Source organism: Candidatus Pantoea symbiotica (assembly GCF_056491525.1).
The window spans coordinates 38,859-63,846 of the sequence record NZ_JBSZHR010000001.1; the positions used below are offsets into that span (position 1 = coordinate 38,859).

Consider the following 24,988-nt stretch of genomic DNA (forward strand, 5'->3'; position numbering starts at 1 on the left):
ATGAAACGACTGAACGCGGCGCTGCTCCTCAGCGCCTGCCTGACCGGTAGCCTGCCGGTGCTGGCGGAAGACGGCACGCAGGTGACCAGTACGGAAAACGAGACGGCGTACTTCCTGTCGTCCTCCCTGCCGGATAAGGAGCTGGCCATCCTGATGAAGGCGGCGGAGGCGAAAAACATCCCCGTCTACTTCCGGGGGCTTATCAACGACAACATGGATCAGACGGCGAAGTACATGCTGAACCTCATCACCACCTACAAGGTGCGTGGCGTGCAGATAGATCCGGTGCGCTTTGCGCGCTACGGCGTGAAGCAGGTTCCGGCGCTGGTGAAGAAGTGCGGCGACCACTTTGACATCGTGTACGGCAACGTCGCGCTGAGTCAGGCGCTGGACATGATCGGCCAGCGCGGCGACTGCCGGGCCAACCCCTGACGATCTGCCCGCTGCGGCGGGCAACCTTTCACGCTTACGGAAAACCCAGATGAACACACCCACACGCGCCTGGCTTCAGGGACTGCTGCTGGCCTGCCTGTCCGCAAGCGTTCAGGCGGCATCCATGGATGCGTCGAACCAGGAAGGCATCAGCGCCGGTAAATCCGCAAACGGCACGACCAGCGCCGATCCGGAGAGTTATTTCGACAACTACAGCGCGGACGCGCCGCAGCGCGACCTTTACAGCGACCCGACGCAGACGTCGAGCGACATCGACGTGCAGGGTCAGAAAGCGCTCTCGGAGTCCGACCTCGGGCAGACGGCGCGCGAATCGTACGTGAATAACCCGGCGGACAAGCTCAGCTACGACTCGGACATGATGAAGTACAGTGACGAGATACGTGAAAACGCGAACGCCATTACCGGCGTGAACGGCAGCCAGTGCGTGGCGCAGGAGCTGAACAAGACCACCTACACCACGCACGCCTGCGAGCTGGCCAACAGCCTGACGCAGTCCTGTACCCGCAAGGCGACCATCGTGACCACCGGGTCGCGCGAGGCCTACAGCACCCAGTTGGTGCTCAATGCCGGTAGCGCCTCGCCGGTGCTGCTCGATAATTACTGGATCCGCTTTGACTTCACGGTACCGGAGGACGGCACCATCAGCAGCGGTACGTGGGAATTTCTGTTTCCGCGCGACCCTTCATACCACGGTGAGTCGGCTAACCGCCTCTGGTACTCCATTCAGGCGCTAGGCACCACAGTAAAAGGAAAACCCAACCGCAACGGCACGTTTTCGATTCCCACCCAGAACGTGACGAAAGGCCAGATCGTTTCCCTGTTCATCCGCTATGACACCGACGGGCATTACTCTGCTGCGCGCGACGGTCTCGTTCGCACCATTGTGGCGGGCACCAACATTTTCCGCATTACCCTGCCGATGCAGGGCGTGCGCGACACGGTTAAAGCCGATCTTCAGTGGACCAGCAGCTGCCCGGCGGACATGGGCGACGCCGTGAAAATGAGCGAGGTGTGCAGCGAGCCCGGTGAAACCCGCTCGGTGACCGTTGGCGGTCAGGCCTACAGCCTTTACAGCGACTGCTGGGGCTACACCACGCAGTGGAACCTGTATGAAGACGACACCAACACCTGCCAGACGTACATCGACGACCCTAACTGCAGCGAAGGCACCCGCACCTGCACGCAGAAAACTGGCAACTTCTGCGTCTTCAATAAGCTCACTTATCAGTGCGCGCACACCGTAAAGAGCACCGGCTACCTCTGCGGCTCCGAGTTCTACTGCTCGGACGGCAGCTGTTCGGCCATGCAGGCGGGTGAAAACCAGAACTTCGAGCAGGCCGTATCGCAGCTGGCCGCGCTCGCCGCCTACGGCGAGAACGTGGAAGGCATCGATCCGAATCAGGTCACCGCGTTTACCGGCAAGGGCATGTCCTGCCGACAGAGCGCGGCGGGCTTCAGCAACTGCTGCAAAAGCGGCGGCTGGGGTCAGGACGCGGGCCTCGCGCAGTGCAACACCGAAGAGAAAGAAATCGGCACCGGCAAGGAGAAGAAGCTCGTCGTAAAGGTTGGCTCTTACTGCTCGCGCAAGGTGCTCGGCGTCTGCCTGCAGAAGAAAGAGGGCTACTGCGTGTTTGACAGCAAGCTTGCCCGCATCGTGCAGGAGCAGGGCCGCCGCGACCAGCTGGGCATCAGCTTTGGGGATGCCAGCAGCCCCGACTGCCGGGGCATCAAAATTGCCGAACTGCAGGGCATTAAGTTTGATCACATCGACTTCAGCGATTTCTACGACGACCTCAACAGCAACGTGAAGCTGCCCGATGAAGGGGCGCTCACGGATCGCATCCAGTCGGACATCCAGAACAGCCTGAAGTCAGGAGACCAGCCGTGAAAAAACACCTCTGCCTGTCGCTGCTGCTGGCGGCGATGCCGCTGTACGCAGCGGAAGACAAACAGCCTGACGGCTACCACTACGACCCGGCCGTGGGCTGGTACTGGTACAACGAGCCGGTCAAAAAAGAAGAGGAGGAACAGCCGGCGCAACCTGCCGCACCCCCACAGGAATCGCCCACGCAGAAGATGAAGCGGCTGCAGGCGTTTCGCGACAACCTGATGAACGAAGCGATGCTGCACCCCTCCACAGAGAATATCCGGCGCTATAAGGTCGTTCAGGACTGGATGGTGAATCAGGCGAGCCTCTTCGCCTCGCGCTGGGAAAAGGTGCTGCTGGACAACCCGGAGCTCGACTACAGCCTGAAACACCCGTTCTACAACGGCACTGCGAACATCCAGTACACCGAGCAGCGCCAGAAGCAGCAGGCGGCCATCCGCTACGTGAACCAGCGCTACGGCGTGTTCTTCTTCTATCGCGGCAACGAGCCGCTGGACAACCGGCTCGGCGGGGTGGTGAAGGAGTTCAGCGAGCAATACGGCCTCACCGTCATCCCCGTGACCGTGGACGGACGCGCAAGCCCGGACCTGCCGGACACCCGGCAGAACGCCGGTCAGGCAGAGAAAATGAAAATTGACCACTTCCCGGCCATCTACCTGGTGGAGCCGCGCACGAAGCAGTACCAGCCGCTGGCGTACGGCTTCATCACCCAGGATGACCTGGCGCGCCGCATGCTCAACATCGTTACCGACTTCCAGCCCGAGGATTAAACATGATTGCGAAACTTTTTGCCGCGCTGCTGATGCTCGCGCCGGTTATGGCCAGCGCCAGCACGATTGACGACATTGCCCGCCTGGAGCAGGCGAAAGGGGGCGCGGATGCGCCAGTCGAATCCCAGCCACAAAAAGAAACGCCCGCGCCAGCAGAGCAGCCCGCACCCGTCAGACCAGTATGGTACCACCTGAGCGATGGTCGCCGCCTGGACGTGGGGCACTGGCAGATCGTGCACTTTGTCCGCTCCGACTGCCCGTACTGCCACCGCTTCAACCCGACCCTGAAGTCGGTTTCAGAACAGACCGGCATCGGTATTTTCGTTTACAGCTTTGACGGCAAGGGCGACGCGGTCTTCCCGACGGTGATGCCGGTGAACGACGGCATCCTGAAGGACTTCTTTGCGGAGCTGCCGCAGGCAACGCCCACCGACTTCATCATCAACACGCAGTCGCTGGTCACTATCCCGCTGTCGCAGGGAGAAATGAGCGAGGAGGCGCTGAAGCAGCGTCTGGATGAGTCGTTTGCGCTGGCCGTGCGTCTGGGGGTGCTGTGATGAGTAAGTTCTTGCTAAGTGCGGGCCTTGTAGCCGGCCTGCTGTTCTCCACTGCCACAAATGCTGACGTTCAGAACGACATCAACAAGTTCTTTAACGACATGGGCGGCGGCGGGGGAAATTATACGCAGGGGGCCGCCTGGAAAGGGCAGTCGGCGGGCTATCTGACCGGGGGGAATCTCTTCATTCGCGCACCGGTGCGCAACATCCAGCTGATTTCCGTGACGCTCCCGGACATCAAGTCAGGCTGCGGCGGTATCGATGCCTACCTTGGCTCGTTCAGCTTCATCAACAGCGACAGCATTAAAATCATGGGCAAGCAGATACTGAGCAACGCGGCGGGCTACGCCTTCGACCTCGGGCTGGAAACCATCTGCCCGCAGTGTAAGGCGGTGAAGGACTACCTGCAGAAGCTCGCGGCCGACACCAACAACATGAACATCTCGACCTGCCAGGCGGCGCAGTCCATCGTCGGTGGTTTGTGGCCCAAAACGCAGGCGGCCAGCTCGCAGATTTGTCAGGACCTCGGTACCAAGCACGACGTGTTCTCTGACTGGGCGGCGTCGCGTCAGGGCTGCGGCGTCGGTGGCGAAACCAACAGCGTGTTTAACAAGGCGACCGACGACGAGAAAAAGCGCATTCCGCGCAACCGCAACCTGACATGGGACACCTTCACGAAGCTCAACCAGTTCTTCAGCAACGATCGGGCGCTCAAGGAGTTCATCATGTCGATGGTGGGCACGGTGATTTATGACGCCAACGGCAACCCGACGTTTCTGCAGCCGCGCGGCGGCAGCGAGTCGATGTTCAACACGCTGCTGAACGGCGGGACCGAGAAGATTTACCGCTGCAACGACAACACCACCTGCCTGTCCCCGACCATTGCGGACCTGACGCTCAGCGAGGACGAGGGGATGACCGGCCGGGTGCGGGACATGCTCAACGACATCTTTGACAAGGCCCGCAGCGACACGGCGATGACGGAGAACGAGAAGGCGCTCATCAACAGCACCCGCGTGCGCATCCTGCGCTACACCATCGACTCGGCGTCAGTGGGCATGGATCAGAGCGTGGTCAGCAGCCTGGCGGAGTACATCGCGGCCGACATGGTGATGTCCTACATCAACGGGCTGATTGACGTGGCCGCGAGCGGCGCGGCGGGGACGCTGGATACCGAAGAAGAGAACAAACACTTCCGCGAGAACCTGCGCCAGGTGCGCAACGAGCTGAGCGCGCGCGTGCAGCGCATTCAGGTGCAGCAGAACGGGCTGGCCGAGTATGACCGTAGCCTGTCCGAAACGCGCCAGCAGCTCTCTTCATCCGTCTCCGACAGCGTGCTGTCGAACTACCAGTTTGGGGGATAACGTATGGCGCTTGATATCTGGGTGGTCAGCTCCGGCGGCATGATCACCATGGGACTGAACGCGGTGGCCACGGTGATGGAAAACGGCGGCTGGCGCAGCACGATCTGGGTGGCGGAAATGATCGGCATCGCCTTCTGCGTGATGACCTACCTGCGGACGCACAACCTCACCGCGATGTTCGGCTGGGGGTTAACGTTCACGCTGGTCACCGCGCTGCTGCTGACGCCTAAGGTGACGGTGGTGGTTAACGACCTGACCGCACCGGACACCATCGGACGGGTGGATAACGTGCCGGTGGGGCTCGCCATGCCGCTGTACCTGGCGACCGGTGTGGGCTATACGCTCACGACCACCTATGAAGACATCTTTCACTTCCCGGATGAGCGGTCCTACACCAAAACCGGGATGCTGTTCGCGAGCAAGCTGATGCAGGACAGCTTTACCATCGACAGTCGCAACCCGGTACTGACCTACAACATGGGGGAGTACGCGAAAAACTGCGTGGTGCCGGACATCATGCTGAACAACAAGTACAGCATGCAGGACGTGATGGAGTCCGAAGACGTGCAGGCGCAGATTTTCAGCAACCCGAGCCCGTTGCGCGCGGTGTACTGGCGGGACGCCACGGGCACCACATTCATGGTCTGCCGCGACGCGGCGCCGCGTCTGAAAACCCTGCTGACGGCGGAGAGTAACACCACCGGTACAACGTTTATGGCCCACGCGGTTCGCATGCTGCCGGGTAACAACGCCCCGCAGACGGTTTATGCCGAGCAGCTTGCAGGTTCTTACGACTACTTCCTCGGCAGCAGCAAATCGGCCCAGAGCATCATGATGCAGAACATCGCCGTGGCGGGCCTGCGTCGCGGCCTGAACAGCTACGTGAAGGGCATGAACGACACTGCTTCAATGGTGGACATCGCGTCCGAGCAGTCGCTGATGAAGCTGCGCCTGTCGCACGCGGTCAGCTACACCATCGCAACGGAAGTGTTGCCGCAGCTGCACACAGTGCTGTTGTTGTTCTGCATCTGTATCTTCCCGGTGATGGTGCTTGCCCTGTACGTACGGGAAATTGCCTGGTCCGTCATCAAAAGCTACCTGAACTTTATGGGCAGCCTGATGCTCTGGCCGGTGATGTTCGCCATCTTTAACTTTGCGGTGAACTACAGCACGCAGAACAGTTTCCACGCCACGGGACCGACGCTTTCCAACATGAACCGCCTGATGGAAACCAGCACCACCACGGCAGGTATTGCGGGCTGGCTGATGCTCTCCATCCCGTTCCTGGCGTTCCGCCTCTTTACCGGACTGGGTCAGGGCTTCGCGAGCCTCAGCTCAAGCCTGGGCAGCGCGCTCAGCAGCGCCTCAGCATCTGATTCGGCTGCGGTGGCGTCAGGCAACCTGAGCGTGGGTAACGTGCAGCTGGACAACATCAACGGGCACAAAACGGACCTGAATCGCGCCTACCGCGAGGGGATGGCCACCATGCAATTGGGTAACGGCGCCACACGTACGATGACGCAGGACGGGCAGACGGTTTACGACTCATCCGGTGCAACCAGTCGCCTGCCGGTTGACCTTCACCTGGACCGCAACCTGGCAAGTGCTGCGCAGCGATCGGTGCGCGACAGTATGGCTCAGACCGAGATGGCGGCGCAGGGCTACAATCATTCGGTGCAGGAAACCGGATCGCAGCTCAAGCAGTTCCATGAGCAGTTTGGAAACAGTGATTCGACCACGCTGTCCTCTCAGACAGGCATGACCGTGACGGATGCTGAACGTGTGAACAAAATGCAGAGCGTGGCGCAGGATTATGCGAACCGAAACAATATCAGCCTGAGTGAAGCCTATTCGGAGCTTGAAAATAAATCGCGTGATCTGGCAATTAATGGTGGTACGCGCGGGCAGGCCAGTTTTGACAGCAATAAATCGCTCTGGGGGAAAGTAGGATCCTATGCCACAGGGGTTTCGGGCAAAATTGATGTACATGGTGGCTTAGAAGCGACAGGGCGCTCAGGTTCAACATCACAAACGACGGAGGGTGGTCAGAGCGGTAATGATAACTCGCAGACGATTTCGGCTCGTGAATCTCAGGACTTCAGTCAGGGAATGGATGTACTGCGTAACTACAACACCTCTTATAACGGTCAGCATGTAAATAATAACGCGTCCGGTCTGATGAACCAAATCTCTTCCGGTATCACTACCTCTGACAGCAAATATGCACAGTACACGGCCAGCCAGGCTCATACGCATGAGATGCAGAAAATGGCTTCTGAGACTGAAACGCTCAGCGCGGGGGCTCGCGATAATTACACGCAGCAGTTTGTGCAGTGGGCAATGCAGCGCTCGCCAGGTAATGCCGAAACCATCCTTACCAATACATCAGATGAAGGCGTTCAGAAACAGCGCGACGGGCTTGTTCAGGATTTCTTTGCTGAAAAACTACAAGGCCGCATTGACGGCAATTATGCGCATAATGCAGGAAGCACGGGTGAAGGGATGGGGGCCCCGACGAATAGAGCAGAGGCTCAGTTTGGGGGGGCATACAATCACGCGAATCAAAGTATTGAAGCAGGCGTGGTCAAAAACGATATTCGCAACGATGTGAAATATGATGTTGAAGCTCAGCAAGGTATGGTCAAGAATAGAGCAAGCGATGCGCAAGGAGATCTAGATAAAGGCAAGAGTGAAACTGACAGTGCTATAGCATCTCGTATGGGGGAGTATACGGTTAGTTCAAACGAATATCTGCGTAATAAAGAAGCAGCAGATAAACATCAAGAACAAAGGGGTTTCAATCTAAAAGACTCTCAGGACTATAAAGATTTCTTAAATGAAACAGAGAGGGATCTAGATGATAGGAAAAGGTGATTAGATGAATATTAGTTATGATGAAATAAAGTCTGATTCAAAAGTAATGGCAGAGGCTATTTTATCCTCGAAAAGGATAGTTCCATCCTTCTTTTATCCTTTAAAATGTCTCAGGTACCACTTATCGGTATATATTATCTTTGCTGCCCTCTCATTTTTCCTTCCTGACATGAGTGGGGATATCTTAATTGGCTTAGGTGTTCTAGCTTTTGGGCTCTTAAATTGGCTGTTTATATTTGCTTTCTCATCTGGATATGTGAATTTATTTAGTATGATAAACATCCCTGAAGTAAGGGGGTTGAAATTAACGAAAGTTTTAGTATCAAAGCTTAAGGCCTACAGCTTTGCATGGTTTGTAGTCATAGTTGTATTGGGAATGGTGGCAATTTCCACAGAAATCAACATCGGTGCTCTTGTATTCGGAAACTTTGCACTAACCCTCATTGGTCTTTTTATATTAACTATAGATCTATCGCGATTTCAGTTGTCAGGCTTGCTTGGGACAGCATCTGCAGTGAAAAATCATCTCGGCCACTAATTCTTTTTGTTCTTTATAAATGCCCCCCCGTGAATAAGCGGGGCTGCGCTTTTATCGAATTTTGAGGGTGATAATGTTAATCCATCTATGTCCGTCTTTCTTTCTGAATTATTCCAATATCTCTGTAGACCTAATCGACGTCGAAATTCCTGAGCTGGGTCTGCATCTGCAGAATGAAAGAGATATTACTGTCCGGTTTCCTTCCCCAAATAAACGCCTGCACTATGTCTGCCGTAAAAAGGGACGTAAAGCTGTTCATGGCATTCTGCTTAATACCGATAAGGCTGTGACTGACCTGACAGTTATTACCCGCTGGGCGGTGCAGGGAAATGTCTCAACGCATCGGGTGCACATGCATATTGTTGGCGATGACGATGCGGCTACGGACGCCATTCACCTGTGGAACGGTGTGTTTAATACGCCTTTCAGGGATAAAACTCCGGCGGTGGCCAGAAACTGGATCCCCGCCTCCTGTCAGCCACGCCTGAGCGTGAATGCCGGAGACAAGCCGTCCGTGCGCGAGCCCGCTATCTGGCGTCGCGCCGATCCGGCCGGGATTATCCGGCAGCAGACCGAATACTACACGGCCGCCACGGTGGAGCCTGAGCGCCTGTTATCACCTGTGGGCAGCAACAGCCGTTTACCGTCACTGGAAGACGCATTTGACTGCAAGGTTCGGGACTACGCCGGGACGCTACGCGTATTGTATGACTCTCCTGGCGTAACGGTATGCCCGCTGAGTGAGTATGCGGAGATGGTCGAAAATGACCTGAAAGAGGAGGGGCTGGCAGATGCGTTTACCCACATCATTGAGCCCGTGCTGCAGGACGTCACGCAGGCGTGTCCGGTGTTCTTCACCAATACCACCGACCTGATGAACAGCATTCAGCTCCACTCTGCGCATTACCGGTCGCTGAGCGACGCCGACAGTCAGTTTGTCCGCAATCAGATTAACCAGCCGCTGTTTCAGGTTTCAGTCAGCTGAGACCGCCCGCCGCACTTCCTGACGCACCCTGCGTCCGGAGGAGGAGGCGGAACATCACGTCAGCCCACCCCGGCACGTTCGCACCGTAATTAAACCCCGCGCAGATACCTGCCTGGCTTTCGCCTGTCCGCAGCCCTGTGTGCTCGTCTCTGCTCCACACTAAGGAATTTCAATGAGCCTCAACGCCCGCGACTTTACCCAGGGCGGTCAGGTGATGAAATACATGATCGGCATGTTTGTGCAGATCATGAACATCGCCTCCTACTGGGTCGTACTGTTTTCCGCACTGGTATTTTTCAGCTGGATGCTGCTGCGCCTCACGCTGCAGGAGTTCATTCACGGCAGCGCCTACTGGCTTATCAGCTGGTTCATCATGCCGCTGGCAAAGCTCACCGGCAAACACTCACAGGCGGGCTGGACCTTCCACTTTGAGCGGCCAAACGGCGAGGTGGTGGCGTTCAAGCACACCGCGCTGCAGGTGATGAACGACCCGTACTTTGTGCTGATGGGGCAGCACGTCAAGGACACCGCTTTTTACGGCTGGGGAATCTCAGCGTTCAGCTTTGTCGCAGCCATCATGGCCATCACCTGGTTTCTGGGCAGCAAGGGCGCGAAGCAGCGCGAGAGTGAACTCACCGGCGGTCGCGTGCTGGCAACCAGCTATAAGGTCGTCAACCGGTTACTGAAAAATGCCGGCGTGATGTCGCCGCTCAGCATCTGTGATTTGCACATTCTGAAAGACTCGGAGATGCAGAACTTCGGCTTTCACGGCACCGTGGGGTCGGGCAAAAGTACCGCGCTGAACGACCTGCTGACGCAGCTGCGCGCGCGCGGCGACCGCGTCATTATCTATGACAAAGGTAACAACTTTATCCCGACGTTCTTCCGTCAGGACAAAGACCTCATCCTCAACCCGTTTGACGCGCGCTGCGCCCCGTGGGACCTGTGGGAAGAGTGCCTGACCATCGGGGATTTTGAAAACTTTGCGACTTCGCTGCTCCCCGACAGCAGCGGCAGCAGCGATCCGTTCTGGGTGCTGTCGGCGCGCTCGCTGTTTGTGGCCACCGCCCGGCGCATGGCGCGCGAGAAAAATCGCAGCATCGGCGAGCTGCTCAAAAAGCTGATGTCCATCAGCCTGGCGGACCTGCGCCAGTTCCTGGAGGGCACGGATGCGGCAAATCTCGTGGACGGCAGCATCGAGAAAACCGCGATGACCATCCGCACCATTCTTACCACCTACGTGCGTTCGCTCCGTTATCTGCAGGGGCTCGACCAGGGCGGCCGCCGCCCGTTTAACATTCGCGACTGGATCCATACCGAAGATGCAAGCGGCGATAACCCGTGGATTTTCATCTCCAGCGATGGCCAGAACCATAATGCGCTGAAGCCGCTGCTGAGCGCGTGGATCTACATGACCATGTCCGGGATCCTCGGGCTGAAAGCCGACCGCAACCGCCGCATCTGGATTTTTCTCGACGAGCTTCCGTCGCTGCATAAGCTGCCCATTCTGCCGGAGTTCTGCGCCGAGGGGCGTAAGTTCGGCGGCTGCACCGTCGCCGGTCTGCAGAACTTCCCACAGATGGAAGAGACGTACGGTACCAACGCGGCCAAATCCATCTGGGATCTGCTCAATACTCGCGTGTTCTATCGCGCGCCCAGCGGGTCGATTGCGGACTGGGTGCAGAAGGAAATCGGCGAGAAGCGACATAAGAAGTTCAAGGATCAATACAGCTACGGCATCGACATCATCCGGGACGGCGTGCAGTTCTCCAAGGACGAGATCAACGAGTTCCTGGTCAGCTATTCCGACGTACAGAGCCTGAACGACCTTGAGTGCTACATCACCCTGCCAGGCGAGTGGCCGGTAGTGCGCATGAAGCTTGCCTGGAAGCCTTACCGCGCGATCGCAGAAGGCCGCATTCCGCGAGACGTTGACGACGTGTTTGACCCGGCCATTGAGGCAACGCTCTCCGGCGAAACCAGCGACAACCAGACGGGCCAGATTGTGGGGCGGCTATTTGGTGACGCCGCTTCAGGCGCTGAAGCACAGGGAAGCGGGGATGCCCCGGATGCAGCAGAGAGCAAGCCGGATGCTAAACCACCCGCAACGGCACCTGCAGATGAAACCGCAACGCCTGCTTCAGCGAAAACAGACGCTCAGTCAGCTCAGGAAGAAGCCGGCGGTCGTGTTACCGCGTTCCCACCCCCTGTACCTGAGTCCACGCCGTCAGCCGCACCGGAAAGCCCTGCGCCAGCGCCAGCAGCGCCATCCGAAAGCGAGAGGCCACTTCAGGTTATGGACGTGGTGAAACATAAATCCGCGGATTTTGGCCTGGACCGTAACTGAGGTGCCCCATGCTGTCTGTTTCAACCATCAAAAGCGCCGGTAAAGCCGGTGCCTACTATACCAACGAAGATAACTATTACTTTCTCGGCGAGCAGTCCACCGAGTGGTACGGCACGGGCGCTGAAAATCTGGGCCTTGAGGGGCCGGTCAACCGCGACACCTTCGTGGCGGTGCTGGAAGGCCAGCTCCCCGACGGTACCGACATGCGCCGCATGGAGGGTGGGGTCAATAAACACCGTCCCGGCTATGACCTGACCTTTTCAGCGCCCAAAAGTGCCTCGGTGCTGGCGCTGGTGACCGGCGACACCTTTCTCGTGGACGCACACAAGGAGGCCGTTCGGCGCACGCTGGATGAGGTGGAAAAGCTCGCCACCACGCGCACCATGACCGACGGCATCACCGAAATGGAGAAAACCGGCAACCTGGTGATTGCGACCTTCATGCACGACACCAGCCGCAATCTGGAGCCCCAGATGCACACGCACGCGGTGGTGGCCAACGCCACGCTCTCGCAAAACGGCTGGAAAACGCTGTCCACCGACATCAGCGGCAAACAGGGTTTTACGGACGTGGTGTGGAATGAGCAGGTCAGCATCGGGGTGCTGTATCGGGGGCATTTCCGTTCCATCATCGAACCGGCGGGCTACCAGACCGAAGACACCGGTCCGCGCGGCGAGTGGGATATCACCGGTGTGCCGGTAAAACCCTTTTCTTCACGCCGTCAGGACATCATCGATCTCGTGGGGGAAGACGCTACGGCGAAGCAAAAAAGCATGGCCGCGCTGGATTCCAGGCAGGCCAAGCATTTTGAAGATCCGGAGATGCTGCGTGAGCACTGGCAGTCGGTGCTGAAGGACACCGGCTTTGACGTTGATACGTTCAGAGTGAAGCTGGCGGAACGCCGCCAGCAGCGTGAAGCCGAAAGCGCCGTGCAGGAGAAAAAGGCTGCCACACCACCAGTGCTGGAGAGCGCAGTGCGTGAGGCCATCGAGCGCCTGTCGTCAAAAAGCGTGCGCGTGACCTACGACGACGTGATGACCAGCGTGCTCAATCACGTGCCCGTCGCCCCGGGCGTCTACGGGCAGGCGCGTAGCGCCATTGATAACGCCATCGGACGCGGTGCGCTTATCGCCGTGGACAAGAACCAGACGCTGTTCACTACTGCCGCTCACGTCCGTGACGAGGCGCGCCTGACGCAACTGGCCGGTGGGCTCGCGGAAAAGCAGGGTGGGCTTAAGGCGCCGGCAGGTGAGCGTGGCGTGCTGGCGCAGGTTGCCGACGCCGATCGCGCGGTGTCACTGATTGACGTGCGCGGCGGCACGCAGTTCATGAGTGACCTCAACCGCAGCATCATGGCGATGGCCAGCGAAAGCAAACGTCCGTTGATCGTCGTGGCCGCCGACGGCGCTGCGCGAAAACGTCAGGTGGTCACCTTCGGTGACAGGCCGGGCGTGATGCTTTTGACGGGAGAGGAGATGAAAACCGCTGAGCTGCCTGTACGCCCGCTGGTACTGGTTGCGGAAGCCGAACGCTTCAGCACCTCCGGCCTCCATGACGCACTGAAAACGGCGGCGCAGCACGACGGTACGACGCTTGTGACCGATACCCACGCGCGGCGCACGGCGGGATTTGCGTCAGAGGTGCTGAGCGCGGCGGGCGTAAAGCAGTTCACCGCCTCACCGAAGACAGAAAATGTGCGTGTGACGATGGTGCAGAAGGATACGGTTGAAGACCGACTCAGCGTGGCGGCGCGCTATTACGCTCAGGAAAAAGCGCAGGGGCGGCCGGTGTCGCTGCAGGCAGGGAATGCCCGCGCCCGCGACCAGCTCACGGCCCGCACCCGTGAAATCCTGACCGATGACGGGCAGCTCGGGCGGGTGCTTGGGGTGGCTACAGTCCGGGTGCCGGTATGGCTGGATGCCAGCACCCGCAACGATCGCAGCGTATACCGGGAAGGCATGGTGCTGGAGCAGCACGAGGGCCAGGGTCAGAAGAGGGTATTTACCATCACCGGCGTCAGCGAGCGCCACAACCTGCTGACCCTGAAAGACGAAAAGGGTCAGACGCAGGGCGTGAGCATCAGCAGTATTGACAGCCATTACCGGCTGTTTCGGGAGAAAAAACTGGAACTGCGCGAGGGTGAGCAGCTGCGTGCCACGGCCGATCTTGGAAGCCGTGCCGGCAGCGGAGAGCGGCTGACCGTTACCGGCGTGAAGGAGGGACGCTGGCTGTTTAAGGACGTCATCACCCTGGAGAACGCAAAGGGCGAGCAGGTAAAGCTCGACCGCAACGCGCCGCTCTATGCGGACTACGCCTACGCGGAATCCTTTGGCGCCACCCGTCGTACTGAAGGCAGCGTTGTAGCCGTGCTGGCAGGCAAGGAGGTCAACGATGCATCCGTGAACATGCTGCGCCGAAGCGGCTCGGATGTCATTGCCTTCACCCCACTGGACGAGACCACCATCAACCGCCGTCTGGAGGAAAACCGCCCGGTGGTCAGCGTGACGCAGGGCATCAAGTCGCTCGCGGATGACAGTGACCTGACCGGTGCGCTTCGCGAGCTGGCTTCACGGAAGATGTCGCAGGCGGAACGCGCTATGCGGCTGGCCATTGAGACCGCCACCGGTACGGACGTGACGTTCACGGGCGTCCGGGCGCTGGCCGGCGTCATCAACGCCGACCGCAGCGTCTCGCCTGAGCGTGCGCAGGCGGAGCTGTCGCGTCTGGTGCAACGCGGTGAAATTTTTGAGCTCAGCGCGGAGCAGGGCGCAGCAGGGAAGTACATTTCACGCGAGAACTTCGAAAACGAGGTGTCGATTCTGCGCCACATTGCCGAAGGAAAAAACAGCGTGAAGCCGCTGCTGGCAACCGGTCTGAACGATGAGAAAGCCGCCGGTCTCACGGACGGGCAGCGCGAGTCGGGTAACCTCATTCTGACCACCCGCGATCGCTTTACCGCCATTCAGGGCTATGCCGGCGTGGGGAAAACCACGCAGTTCCGCACCGTAGCTACAGCGCTCTCCGCCGCAGAAGACGGCCCGGACATTCGCGGGCTGGCGCCCACGCACCGCGCCGTGAGCGAGCTGTCTGGCGCGGGTATCCCGGCGCAGACCATCGCGAGCTTCCTCAGCGAAAGCAGCCAGTGGCAGGCCGCCGGCCAGGCGCGTGACTTTCGCAACACCGTATTCGTCATCGACGAATCCTCCATGAACGGCAATGCCCAGATGGCCTCCCTGATGAACGTGATCGCCGAAGGCGGCGGCCGGGCGGTGCTGAGCGGCGACCGGGACCAGTTGAAGTCGCTGGAGTCCGGCGCGCCGTTTGCGCTAGCCCTGGAGCGCAGCGCGGCCGATGTCGCGGTGATGAAGGAAATCGTGCGTCAGATCCCCGCGCTTAAGCCCGCCGTGGAGGCGGTTATTGCCGGGAACGTACGCGAGGCGGTGCGCATCACGGCAGATACGAGCCCCCTCGGCGTGCCGCGTCAGGACAGTGCCTGGGTGCCGGAGAGCAGCACCATCGATGGCAACAGCCTGGCACGGGAAGCCGGGGAGCCAAGTGTCGGCGGGGAACCCGAAAAACCAGACCTCATCGGGATGATTGCGGATGACTACGCAGGCCGGACGCCGGAGGCGCGCGACCATACGCTGATAGTGGCGGAGCTCAACGCCGACCGCGAGGCTATTAACAGCGCGGTGCACGACCGGCTACAGACGCAGGGCGCGCTGGGTGACAGCGTCACGGTGCCCCTGCTCGTGCGTGTGAACAACAGCAACGCGGATCTGGGCCGCCAGGCGTTCTGGGAAACGCAGGTGGATAACGTGATGCGCCGGGGCGAGCAGTATTTCCGGGTGGGAGAAACGGATAAGGAGAGCGGCGTGGTGCGCATGGCCGGGCTTGATGGCTCGCCAGACCGCTGGATCAGACCCGCGGAGCTGCGCAAGGAAGACGTGGCGGTGTTTAAGGAGGTCACGCGGGACATCAGCCCGGGCGAGAAAATCCGCCTGACGGCAACGGATCGTGACCGCAACGTACGTGCCAGCGACATGGCAGTGGTGTCAGGCATTACGGAGGAGGGAACCATTCTGCTCGACACCGGTGACCGGCAGCTGTCATTCAATCCCACCGCGCACTATGCCGACCGCCACATGGACTATGGCTACGCCGTCACCACCTACAGCTCGCAGGGCGCGTCGGTTAAGTACCTCATTGGCCTGTTTGGCGAAGAGGGTGCCAGAGGGCGGATGGCGGCGCTGGACAGCACCTACGTACAGCTTTCCAGGGCAAAGGAGCACGTGCAGACCTATTTTGACAACCTGTCCGGCTGGGCAACGAAGGTGGAGAGTAAAAGCGGGCGGCGCCAGACGGTGCATGACGTGCTGATGCGCGCGGAGGACGTGCGCGCGGACCGCGAGATGCAGGTGTGGGACAAAAGCCTGCCGGTGTCCGGCACGCGCCTGGCGGACCGTGTCGACCGGGACCTGACGGCCGATGCGCGCTTTATGGCCGGTAAGACCCCGGAGATGCTCTGGCCGGTGATCAATGAGCACGGCCGCCAGCGTGGGAACCTCCACGTTCCGGTATCGCCCTCAGGCGGGGAGGTGGATTTTTCAGGCGCCCACTATGAAGGGGCAGCGGACGGTCACCGCATCGTGCTGCAGCGCGGCGAAAAGCACGGAAAGGTGCTTGAAGCGACAGATTTAGCGGCAGCGCTGCAGCTGATGAAGGACAACACGGGAAGCCCGGTTGTGCTCGCTGCTGACTACAGTGAACGCCCGGGCAGCAGCCGCGCCGCTGCAGCGGCAACGGCAGATGCATCCGGGGGCGAAGAGCTGGATCGTCGAGAAGCCGAGGCGCTGGAGAAAGCAGTTAAGGCCGCCCTGGACCAGGAGGAGAAAGAGCCGGAGCCGGCGGTGCAGGATGAAGCCCGTGAGGCATTAGAGGACAAAGACAGCGAACGCGAAGCCGCGCTGGCTGCGGCGCTGGCGGAACTGCAGGAAGAGGAGACATTCGACTACCGCGACTACGACCTGTCGCCGGAGCGGGACGACCGCGCAATGATGAACGACGAAGTCAACGTGATGCGCCATGAGCGCAGCGAGCCTGAGCCGGAGTTTGGCCAGAAATCCCAGAAAACGATGGAGTAAACGCTATGACTGTAATGCTTGGCGCCGCGACGGCGATCGTTGCCCTGATGATGCTGTTCGCCTGGCTGTCGGAAATCCGCGAGCCGGGTCTGTTGTTACGCCGGTGGAGCCGTGGCAGCGACGGGCACTGTTCCGCCGGAATTCGTCAGGCAGTGGATGACGTTATCAGCGGCTTTGTGGCTGAACACAGGCTGCCTGAGGTGGATACGTCGCGCCTGCGGGAGATGAAGTCGCGCCCTGGCATGATGCCGGTCACGCTGCTACTGCATCCACAACTGGTGAAGCGGGAAAACTGGCGATTCGTGCGCGGGCGAAACCTGACGGCCGTCATGGCGGCCACTGGAGTAAGCGCGCTGATCCTGCCGCCGTTAGCGGGTATGGCCCTGCATGACGTTAGCCTGAGCCTGCTGCCGCTTCTGAACGTCGCCGTGTTTTTTACCGGCGTGCAGTTGGTCAGGCAGACCTACTCGGATCTGAGCCTTTTAAACGTGCTGGTGACAGGAAAACCTGACTGAATTAACGGCCTGCCGCCCTGCGGTTGACCGGTCCCTCGCGTCCAGGATTATGAATCCGGCACGCTCACGACCCCCGGAGAAATCCATGAGAATTTTTGTTCTGCCGCTGTTTCTGAGCGGTCTGATAACGTTTGTGCCAGCAGGGGAGGCTTATGCCGCGTCCGGCGTCAGCGCGGGATTTTCCCCCGAGGGCGGCGCTGAAGCGCTGGTTCTCGGGATCATAGATCGCGCGAAGTCTGACATCCGTCTCGCCGGGTACAGCTTCACCTCCCCTGAGGTAGCCGCGGCGCTGATAAGAGCCAGAATGCGCGGCGTTGATGTGCGCGTAGTGCTCGATGAGAAAGCGAATCAGAACCGCAGCAGCCGGGCGGCGATAAATTTGCTTACTGCGCGTGATATTCCGGTTCGTCTGAACGGCCGGTACGCCGCGATGCATGACAAGTTTATCGTTGCAGACGGGCGGACGGTGGAAACCGGCAGCTATAACTACACCCGGGCAGCTGCCCGGCGTAACAGCGAAAATGCGCTGCTCATTGAAAACATGCCGGAACTGGCCAGCCGCTACCTGCAGCACTGGCAGTCCCGCTGGGATGAAGGTACCACTTACCAACTTCCATACTGATCCGCATTACTCACTTTTCATAGTTACAGATGAGCCTTTCGCCAGTGGCTTTTCTGTTAGCGTAAATTAGGCATATTACTGATTTGGCTTATGCTATTCTGCGGAAAGTCTTATTTTGCAGCAGGGTACGAGCATGAGCGCCCGCGATTCAGTAACATCATCCACCGCTAAGAAAAACTCGCGCGATCGGAAAAATCCAGCTTCCGATAAAGAACGCACGCAAGCTTATCAGGCAAGAATGCGTGAGACGCATAAAGTGCTCAGAGTCTACCTTGAGAACGAGGTAAAAGATGCTCTCGTTGGTCTTTGTCAGGATGAGGGTATTTCACAGTCTGAACTCCTTGAGCGGCTCATTCGTGAAGAACTCGTGCGTAAAAGAGGTACGTGAATCATTCACGTTATTGCTCAAAGCATGAGTGGGTGATAGATTACGGAAAGTTTAGAATTGATGGCTGGCCACGCCGCAAGGTGGCAGGGAATCTGAGGCGGCAGGACCAAATCAGAAAAGAAAAACCCCGATAATCTCTCTAGTTTGGCGACAGGTTAGATTACCGGGGCTTCCATACAACTGCACAGGACTATTGCCCTGTGCGGGGAGTATAGTTTTATGCCAGGAAAAAGACAATTCAATCTGTGCGTACTCCTCCCGAGCAATATAAGCGCCGGGGGACATGCATAAGCACACAGTTCTCAACATATCTTCACGGCCCGATAATCGCCATCGCGGCGATCACTCCACAACCTGCAAATGCTCTAATCCAGAGTGGTTTGCGCCAAAGAGTTATAAACGTCTTCCTGGCCAGATGGGCCACGCCATGAGCCGGCTTGTTGTAAAAGACAAATGCACAGGCAAAATGATGCTTCGCCAGCGCATGTCACGTCATCCGTATTTTGTTCTGTTGCGCGAGGCAGCAGGGCGTAAACGCGATTTTCGCCCCGAGAAACAGGCGCTGTATGACGCCATGTGGCCGCTGTGCATTCAGCGTGCGGATTTGGCCACGTCCGTAGTGACCTTCAATTGCAGCAAACTGGCTGACGATCTGAGCCCCAAGGATGAGAAGGGAGATGTCATTCCCGAAAGCCGCGTTGAACCCTGCAGACTGTCACGACTGTTCGAAGAGTGGGAGCGCTTCGGCCTGATTGAGCGGCCAGATTTGGAAATGGACCCGGCGACAGGCTACTGCATGCCACGCCATATCGTCCTGACCGATCGTTTCTGGGAGCTGTGCAGCATCGACATGAATAAATTTCTGGCAGAGCGTAATGAACGCCTGGCTGCCGAGGCTGACGGCATCATCGAGCCGGGAACGCTAACTTCAGTCCGTGCCGCGCGCCGGCGGTGGTATGAACACATGCGTATGGCCACGCTTATCAGCCGAAGGGAAAAAGCATCAAAGCAGAAGCGACGCAAGAGACTGAGCAAGCTTCCTCTCGATGACCGGCGCAACGCAATGGCCAAGCTGCTACGCGCCCGTCCTGCCCACGCATGGCGGGATCTTTCACCTCATGACTTTGACCGCCAGGTGTGGAAATGCCTGCGCCAGCTGGATCTCGGCCTTGATTACGAACCTGTATTGCCCGACATACCAGATATCGTTCACTGACATCCTCCTGCAAATTTAACCGCCTTAACTGGCGGTGGTGGCGATCGTGGCGGACGCAGAATGCTCACAGCCAAGCCGGGATTAGCTTCTCCTGAAACATGTAAAGTGGCCACAGCCCGTGCGCCACCTTTTTTAACCACAGTTATCCGCAATCAGTATCCTGCTCCTACAGGCAAATACAGACACGGCTACGCGCAAGACAGTCCTGACTTACGTCATAAAGAAATAATCAAAGTAATAAAGAAGGTTTTCATGCATGACGCCGGCGTGGACAAATACACATCCATTAATTACAGCGAAACGGAAACCCCAAACCCAGAGGTAGCTCCCACCGGCAGGCGGTGGGCAGTATCACCTTAGTTACAACACACAATATTATTCATGTTAACTTCAAGCACCGAGCCGGACCTGAACCTCCGCGCCCCTCTCAACCCGGACCCGCGCCGTACCTGCACCCCGGTTGCCCCCACTGACCAGCCGCCGCCGCCCGGCCCGCAGGGCCGGATCAGTGGAGGCTGTGATAATGAATGCTGTAACTACTGGATTCTTCGTGGCTGTCAGTTTTAGCTGCGGGTTCGTTCTTTCGTCTGCGACCGTCTGACTTCGATGCGCCTGAAAGGCCGCTGCTTAAACGGCGGTCGGGCAGGAAGGTGTCCTGACCGGCGCCCTGGCTAATCAGAAGCAATCATTTACTGATGGGGAAAACATGTATCATGTTGGCTGCCATGGGATAGATACCCAGCAAGCGCGTTGACGCTTTGAGTTTTTCCATCGACGCTCCTTCTTCTGGCATACGGCCCCCCCATACCGTCACCCCCTCAGCGAGATGAGAAGGACGGTTCTGGCTCTCTTCACCAATCTCAATGGTCTCCCCACTGCTGAGCGTGATGACAAGCGATGACACCTCTCGTGATTCTGCGGCTCCTGTTTCATCTTTAAGCGTAATTTTCATCGATTCGAGCTCCCTTTATTGAGTAAATACCGGATGTAACGTGGTTTCCTATGCATTACATAGGGATACCGCACTTCCGTACTATTAACGAAACCAGATCATACAGGGCAGGAATGATTGGGTGTGCTGTCGGGGCCGCAGTTATTGAACTGTGAGCGAGGGGCTCGGAGATCAATAAAGCGAACATACTTTATGAGCTCGAGAGGATTGCAGCTTCATCTGACGACCTCCAGACGAAAGCTTTCGCGAGAGATGCTGCAAGATTGCTGAGGAACGGCGAACACCGGGCGTTACAGAAGTAAAATAAAGGCCCGGAAGTCGTAGCTTACCGGGCCAGGCGCAATCCTGCGCCAGACATTACCAACGAGAGCAGGTCCATATCACAGGGAAGTAATAAGAGACCTTCAGATAATAGCCCAGCGTTCTGGTAATGCATGCGAAGCGGCTGAATTGTGTCTTGCTGGCTCCTCAGAACGCCGCAACCAGCCAGCGCAGACTGCAAACCTGCATTTAAAGAAGGCACTACGGACTCAATTACACGTGTAAGGGTTCACGCTGCGATCTTATACGGGCACTGCCCGGGGTAAGCACTAAATAGGGCAGGCGAGGGCAATCAGTGACCGGCTGGAAATTTCGTGTTGCCGGCACTGAACTGAGACACTAACCAAAGACGCCGGCATACGCGCCAAAAGAGCAAACGCCACACAGGACTACTGATACCGCTGCCGCTGCTAACGTAATTTTTTTCACTTTCCGCCTCCTTGAATGCTCGCTGAAACCTTCAGCCTGGCAGCTATTTCGGTCCTGTAAACACGCAGAATAATTCCAGGATGAATCCTTAAGGCCGCTCCCGTCGGAATGCAATATGTTCCATGCCGGGACTGTTGCCACCAGGTTCAGCAGGGAGGGAATTAACATTGGCCAGATGTGGGGCTGTACAACCAGCAATTCTGGATACCATCGGCTCAGGCTGTCTCAGATCAACTCAGTACTTCAGCACCTTTCGCCTGTTTATCAGCAACTCAGACGAAACAAGGACGTTTTTACCGCACTTTTTGCAAATAAAATGACAATGCACATTTATTATATTTTTGTACAAATTTCGGATCAGCCGTACAACTTTCATTCATTTGTCTGACCTTTCTTTGGAGGATTAACTTATGCGCCAGAATAGTTTCGCTCCGAACTCTTCTGAAGCAATCGCTCAGTACTTCAGTAAAGCGTCCCTGCCTTCCCAGCAGGAAACGCTCGGACAGATTGTGGTGGAGATCCTCAGGGAAGGCCGAAACCTGAACCGTAAGTCCATTTGCACCAAACTGCTTCACCGTTCTGAACTCGCTTCAGGTTCTGAAGAAGAGCATCACTATCACCAACTGATCGGCCTGCTTTTTGACCGCGAAGGCTGATAAGGCCACTGAGTTCAGAATTGAACGTCATGCCTTAATACGCATCCATACGTGCAGTCCTGACTGACCACTTCCGACGGTTTCGGCATAACATTTAATTCCATCACGTAAATACAGCTTCAGGCAGTAACCAGAGACAGACATGAAGAGCAGTAATCAGCAACAGGCAATCGATGAGATCATTGGTGAAGCAGCTCTCGCTCTGCTGCAGCAGGGCGGGCCCGTTAACCTGCGCGCCCTTATCGTTCAGTTGAACGAGATGCACTCAGTTGCCGAAGATGCGGAAAGAGGGGCGCTCATAACACTGGCCCTCGCGAAAATCAGGGAGAGCCAGGCTGAAGGTGCCACCGTGCCCCGTAAAGGAGTTGAAAAAGACGGCTATGTGCATTCGCAGTTTGCAGGCTTAAAGATCTCCCCCAATAGGCATAAACACTGACCCCAACTTATTCTGTACGATATATAATCAACTGACCTCAGGTGCAGGGAACACTCAGATGCAGATGCCAGATGATATTTTCAGCCCTATTTCTGATCGCGAGCTGGCAGAGCACTTCCGAAATGCGGGTGGCGAACTGAAAGAAGAAGCTGCGGTACTTGGATTCGTCATCCGTAGTCTGTTAGCGAATGAAGGTCGTGTAAGCAATAAAGCCATCATACTCAGCCTGATTAACGCGCTGGAATCAAGCCATGATGCTCATCAGGCTGACACATTGCGTCGGACCCTCCAGCTCGTGGTGGGGTACACCCCTGATGACACCTGACAGTGCTCTTCCCATCAGCACATCCTGGCAGGCCGGAGTCACATAAGGCTGGCTTTCCGGCAAAATAATCCGCCCCCAGTACGCTGTCTCAAGCCTGAAAAGACAGCATAATCCCCTTGGTATGGTGGAATGCTTCTTACAAAATTCCCCTTTAAATCTCCGCTAAAAATGGTCTTAAGGCTGACATTAGAGACCGTAATCCAGCACGGCAGGTGTTAGAAACGCAGTATGATAAATATGTCGTATGACCAGTTTCGAAATATTTCTGTAAAAATAAACCTCCACACTCTGTGTGTCGCTTCATACAGCGCGCGTTACTTACGAGATTTCAGGCAGCTTTAATGCCACGCCCGCACACGCGGGCATTTTTTTACACAACCTCCCCTGATGATGGGTGCTGAGTGACGTCAGAAGCGGCCAACCTTGAAAAGTCTACGTCTGATGATGAAACGGAAGATGTTACGGACATAGACCACAATCCTTTTTGTCTTCAGTGAGTAAAAGACGAGCAACAGCTTATCAGGGAAAACGATAAGTCCGTTCTTATTGAACAGCTCTACATCGTAAAGATGACGATGGCTGGCTTATTGCCAGTGCGTTCTCTGGATTTCTCCTCATAGAGAGTCTCGTGTAGCCGTCATTTGTGGCGACCAGTTTCATGCTTTTGATATGACCACACTGTTATTAATCAGCCATCCAATGGGGTACTGTGTTGGCCATGTTTATTCAGTCACTGACATCCATTCTGACAGGCTGCAGGATCAGGTTCTGATCACTTACTACGCCATCGTTTTTGTAATGGCTAAATTCAGATGTCGCCTCGGAGGTGCGGGCATTTAAAACAGCCTTAACAACTTCCAGTCACGGCTTTATCTCAGGGTATCAATTCAGGACGAATGATTCATGGAGCGAAGCCAGATGAAATACATCATAGCGAGCGGCAATACCATTAACGTGATAAGCAGGTAATAAAGGACTAAGAGTGTGCTTTGGTGGCGGATTTCCAGTTGGTGGTATTTCTGCCACAACCGGGCTGGGGCAATAAGGAGTCCAATGCGCTCGATGGCGATGATTGCAAAGGGAAAAAGTATGATCGGCACTATCAGCGTAGCGTACCACCAGCCAGGGCACTGCTCCTGATAAAACAGGATCGCCATCATTCCGGGATAAATGAACCCGATTAACATATTTTTTATGAACGTCACGCTACGGAGGTAAGTGAGAAAAGGGCCGTAGCTTTTCGGCACCTGCTTTCTTTGGGCCGGGTTTCCGCCATAGTGGCGTTTTTTGTTGCGAGACATCGTGTTCTGGATACTCCCTTCCCCGGGAACTTCTCAATATCGGACTGGATGCACTGATGGCGATTTGACGCCTGTCACTTCCCTGAGTTCGCCTGTTAAAGGACGAGTGATGGTGATGGAAAAGCGGGCATTATTGCTACCCGCTTATAAACTTCTCAACGACGTTACACCAGTATCCGAAGGAATTACCCGCGGTCTGCTGTCGCGCTTATCGAGATCTATCAGGCTCGCTGGATGATATGTGATAATGATAATCAATACTATTGATTTAGGGCTGATTGGGAATACAAGGATGAGTCGATGCGTTTGTTTTATCTAATTTTTGGCTGTATTACGACGGGCATTTTGGGGCTGGTTGCGTTTATCTATATTGACGCTGAGCTAACATATCAGGCCGATCTTAAAGCCTGTCCTTCTGTGACACCACAGCAGGTCGTGGCGGCGGTGGTTAAAGATATTACGCGCAAGGAGAGTCGTAGATTTGGGCAATATAGCCTGAGTTCAGTCGATGTGAAGATCGACCGGGATGATGTTCAGATAGGCTCTACAATTGCAGGCGTACCCTTTAGCATTACGACCAATCCGGGCCATGAATACTTTGCGATGCCTCGGTGTTCTGATCTGTCAGATATAGAGTACGGCGATTGAATTTAGCTCATATCGTCATGCACTCGTGCAAAGGTGAAAGGGGAAAGCATCCAGATGCGGGTTTCTGGCCCGCGTTTAATGACAGGAAGATGCCCATCAAGTGGCAGCTATGAGCGAACAGCGGAAATGTACAGGGCATCACGGACCTTACGAAGTCTTGTTCACCATTGAACCGGTCAGTGCGTCAGTTAGGTGCTAAGCTTTAGCCAAAGTTTTAGTTATTCTTGAGAAGTTGATTTGAATTGAATTTTTCAGGATG

Annotated in this window: 20 protein-coding genes; 18 read left to right on the top strand and 2 right to left on the bottom strand. The window is 56.8% G+C overall.

The window, feature by feature from the left end; genetic code table 11:
* From trbC to repA, 14 genes are all read left to right on the top strand, one after another.
* Complete coding sequence (gene trbC / locus ACXIZX_RS00205) at window positions 1-432, top strand: type-F conjugative transfer system pilin assembly protein TrbC (RefSeq protein WP_479403353.1); 432 nt, start codon at window positions 1-3, stop codon at window positions 430-432.
* A gap of 49 nt (window positions 433-481) precedes the next feature.
* A complete protein-coding gene (locus ACXIZX_RS00210) occupies window positions 482-2,341 on the top strand; it encodes a conjugal transfer protein TraN (RefSeq protein ID WP_479403354.1) in 1,860 nt (619 codons plus the stop codon).
* On the top strand, window positions 2,338-3,111 hold the full coding sequence (gene traF, locus ACXIZX_RS00215) for a type-F conjugative transfer system pilin assembly protein TraF (RefSeq protein WP_479403355.1): 774 nt from the start codon (window positions 2,338-2,340) through the stop codon (window positions 3,109-3,111). The genes ACXIZX_RS00210 and traF overlap by 4 nt, the downstream gene beginning before the upstream one ends.
* A gap of 2 nt (window positions 3,112-3,113) precedes the next feature.
* Entirely contained in the window at window positions 3,114-3,668 is a 555-nt protein-coding gene (gene trbB / locus ACXIZX_RS00220) for a type-F conjugative transfer system pilin assembly thiol-disulfide isomerase TrbB (RefSeq protein WP_479403356.1), read from the top strand.
* On the top strand, window positions 3,668-5,032 hold the full coding sequence (locus ACXIZX_RS00225; RefSeq protein WP_479403357.1) for a conjugal transfer protein TraH: 1,365 nt from the start codon (window positions 3,668-3,670) through the stop codon (window positions 5,030-5,032). Before trbB ends, ACXIZX_RS00225 begins: the two co-directional genes overlap by 1 nt.
* 3 nt (window positions 5,033-5,035) lie before the next feature.
* On the top strand, window positions 5,036-7,906 hold the full coding sequence (gene traG / locus ACXIZX_RS00230) for a conjugal transfer mating-pair stabilization protein TraG (RefSeq protein WP_479403358.1): 2,871 nt from the start codon (window positions 5,036-5,038) through the stop codon (window positions 7,904-7,906).
* A gap of 4 nt (window positions 7,907-7,910) precedes the next feature.
* Window positions 7,911-8,444 (top strand): hypothetical protein, encoded by a 534-nt coding sequence (locus ACXIZX_RS00235; RefSeq protein WP_479403359.1) that lies wholly within the window; start codon window positions 7,911-7,913, stop codon window positions 8,442-8,444.
* Between the two features lie 73 nt (window positions 8,445-8,517).
* The gene (locus ACXIZX_RS00240) at window positions 8,518-9,429 is read left to right on the top strand and encodes a DUF6012 family protein (protein WP_479403360.1); all 912 of its coding nucleotides are present in this window, start codon (window positions 8,518-8,520) and stop codon (window positions 9,427-9,429) included.
* Window positions 9,430-9,601: 172 nt separating this feature from the next.
* A complete protein-coding gene (traD, locus tag ACXIZX_RS00245) occupies window positions 9,602-11,776 on the top strand; it encodes a type IV conjugative transfer system coupling protein TraD (protein ID WP_479403361.1) in 2,175 nt (724 codons plus the stop codon).
* A gap of 8 nt (window positions 11,777-11,784) precedes the next feature.
* Window positions 11,785-16,920, top strand: a complete 5,136-nt coding sequence (traI, locus tag ACXIZX_RS00250; RefSeq protein ID WP_479403362.1) for a conjugative transfer relaxase/helicase TraI — start codon at window positions 11,785-11,787, stop codon at window positions 16,918-16,920.
* 5 nt (window positions 16,921-16,925) lie between these two features.
* Window positions 16,926-17,435, top strand: coding sequence for a hypothetical protein (locus tag ACXIZX_RS00255; RefSeq protein ID WP_479403363.1), 510 nt, complete (start codon window positions 16,926-16,928; stop codon window positions 17,433-17,435).
* 85 nt (window positions 17,436-17,520) lie between these two features.
* Window positions 17,521-18,057 (top strand): phospholipase D family nuclease, encoded by a 537-nt coding sequence (locus ACXIZX_RS00260; RefSeq protein ID WP_479403364.1) that lies wholly within the window; start codon window positions 17,521-17,523, stop codon window positions 18,055-18,057.
* A gap of 115 nt (window positions 18,058-18,172) precedes the next feature.
* Complete coding sequence (locus tag ACXIZX_RS00265) at window positions 18,173-18,445, top strand: carboxysome distribution maintenance protein McdB (protein ID WP_479403365.1); 273 nt, start codon at window positions 18,173-18,175, stop codon at window positions 18,443-18,445.
* Between the two features lie 283 nt (window positions 18,446-18,728).
* Window positions 18,729-19,661, top strand: coding sequence for a plasmid replication initiator RepA (gene repA / locus ACXIZX_RS00270; protein ID WP_479403366.1), 933 nt, complete (start codon window positions 18,729-18,731; stop codon window positions 19,659-19,661).
* A 685-nt stretch (window positions 19,662-20,346) separates the two neighbouring features.
* On the opposite strand, the gene ACXIZX_RS00275 is transcribed toward repA, so the two are convergent.
* Window positions 20,347-20,613, bottom strand: a complete 267-nt coding sequence (locus tag ACXIZX_RS00275) for a hypothetical protein (RefSeq protein WP_479403367.1) — start codon at window positions 20,611-20,613, stop codon at window positions 20,347-20,349.
* Window positions 20,614-21,773: 1,160 nt separating this feature from the next.
* On the opposite strand from ACXIZX_RS00275, the gene ycgZ reads away from it, so the two are divergent.
* The 3 genes from ycgZ (at window position 21,774) to ACXIZX_RS00290 (ending at window position 22,780) form a co-directional block, all read left to right on the top strand.
* Window positions 21,774-22,019 carry a regulatory protein YcgZ gene (gene ycgZ / locus ACXIZX_RS00280; protein ID WP_479403368.1) on the top strand — a complete coding sequence of 82 codons (246 nt, stop codon included), beginning with the start codon at window positions 21,774-21,776 and terminating at the stop codon, window positions 22,017-22,019.
* 142 nt (window positions 22,020-22,161) lie between these two features.
* Window positions 22,162-22,455 carry a hypothetical protein gene (locus ACXIZX_RS00285; RefSeq protein ID WP_479403369.1) on the top strand — a complete coding sequence of 98 codons (294 nt, stop codon included), beginning with the start codon at window positions 22,162-22,164 and terminating at the stop codon, window positions 22,453-22,455.
* 58 nt (window positions 22,456-22,513) lie between these two features.
* Window positions 22,514-22,780, top strand: a complete 267-nt coding sequence (locus tag ACXIZX_RS00290; protein ID WP_479403370.1) for a biofilm development regulator YmgB/AriR family protein — start codon at window positions 22,514-22,516, stop codon at window positions 22,778-22,780.
* Window positions 22,781-23,667: 887 nt separating this feature from the next.
* Here the strand turns inward: ACXIZX_RS00290 and ACXIZX_RS00295 are convergent.
* A complete protein-coding gene (locus ACXIZX_RS00295; RefSeq protein ID WP_479403371.1) occupies window positions 23,668-24,081 on the bottom strand; it encodes a hypothetical protein in 414 nt (137 codons plus the stop codon).
* Between the two features lie 300 nt (window positions 24,082-24,381).
* Here ACXIZX_RS00295 and ACXIZX_RS00300 point away from each other — a divergent pair, with 300 nt between their 5' ends.
* Window positions 24,382-24,729 (top strand): phosphonate ABC transporter substrate-binding protein, encoded by a 348-nt coding sequence (locus ACXIZX_RS00300; protein WP_479403372.1) that lies wholly within the window; start codon window positions 24,382-24,384, stop codon window positions 24,727-24,729.
* Window positions 24,730-24,988: the final 259 nt, after the last annotated feature.

Coding starts and splice junctions, on each gene's coding strand:
- trbC (WP_479403353.1), top strand. CDS start 1: ATGAAACGACTGAACGCGGCGCTGCTCCTCAGCGCCTGCCTGACCGGT.
- ACXIZX_RS00210 (WP_479403354.1), top strand. CDS start 482: ATGAACACACCCACACGCGCCTGGCTTCAGGGACTGCTGCTGGCCTGC.
- trbB (WP_479403356.1), top strand. CDS start 3,114: ATGATTGCGAAACTTTTTGCCGCGCTGCTGATGCTCGCGCCGGTTATG.
- ACXIZX_RS00225 (WP_479403357.1), top strand. CDS start 3,668: ATGAGTAAGTTCTTGCTAAGTGCGGGCCTTGTAGCCGGCCTGCTGTTC.
- traG (WP_479403358.1), top strand. CDS start 5,036: ATGGCGCTTGATATCTGGGTGGTCAGCTCCGGCGGCATGATCACCATG.
- ACXIZX_RS00235 (WP_479403359.1), top strand. CDS start 7,911: ATGAATATTAGTTATGATGAAATAAAGTCTGATTCAAAAGTAATGGCA.
- ACXIZX_RS00240 (WP_479403360.1), top strand. CDS start 8,518: ATGTTAATCCATCTATGTCCGTCTTTCTTTCTGAATTATTCCAATATC.
- traD (WP_479403361.1), top strand. CDS start 9,602: ATGAGCCTCAACGCCCGCGACTTTACCCAGGGCGGTCAGGTGATGAAA.
- traI (WP_479403362.1), top strand. CDS start 11,785: ATGCTGTCTGTTTCAACCATCAAAAGCGCCGGTAAAGCCGGTGCCTAC.
- ACXIZX_RS00255 (WP_479403363.1), top strand. CDS start 16,926: ATGACTGTAATGCTTGGCGCCGCGACGGCGATCGTTGCCCTGATGATG.
- ACXIZX_RS00260 (WP_479403364.1), top strand. CDS start 17,521: ATGAGAATTTTTGTTCTGCCGCTGTTTCTGAGCGGTCTGATAACGTTT.
- repA (WP_479403366.1), top strand. CDS start 18,729: ATGCATAAGCACACAGTTCTCAACATATCTTCACGGCCCGATAATCGC.
- ACXIZX_RS00275 (WP_479403367.1), bottom strand. CDS start 20,613: ATGAAAATTACGCTTAAAGATGAAACAGGAGCCGCAGAATCACGAGAG.
- ycgZ (WP_479403368.1), top strand. CDS start 21,774: ATGCGCCAGAATAGTTTCGCTCCGAACTCTTCTGAAGCAATCGCTCAG.
- ACXIZX_RS00285 (WP_479403369.1), top strand. CDS start 22,162: ATGAAGAGCAGTAATCAGCAACAGGCAATCGATGAGATCATTGGTGAA.
- ACXIZX_RS00290 (WP_479403370.1), top strand. CDS start 22,514: ATGCAGATGCCAGATGATATTTTCAGCCCTATTTCTGATCGCGAGCTG.
- ACXIZX_RS00295 (WP_479403371.1), bottom strand. CDS start 24,081: ATGTCTCGCAACAAAAAACGCCACTATGGCGGAAACCCGGCCCAAAGA.
- ACXIZX_RS00300 (WP_479403372.1), top strand. CDS start 24,382: ATGCGTTTGTTTTATCTAATTTTTGGCTGTATTACGACGGGCATTTTG.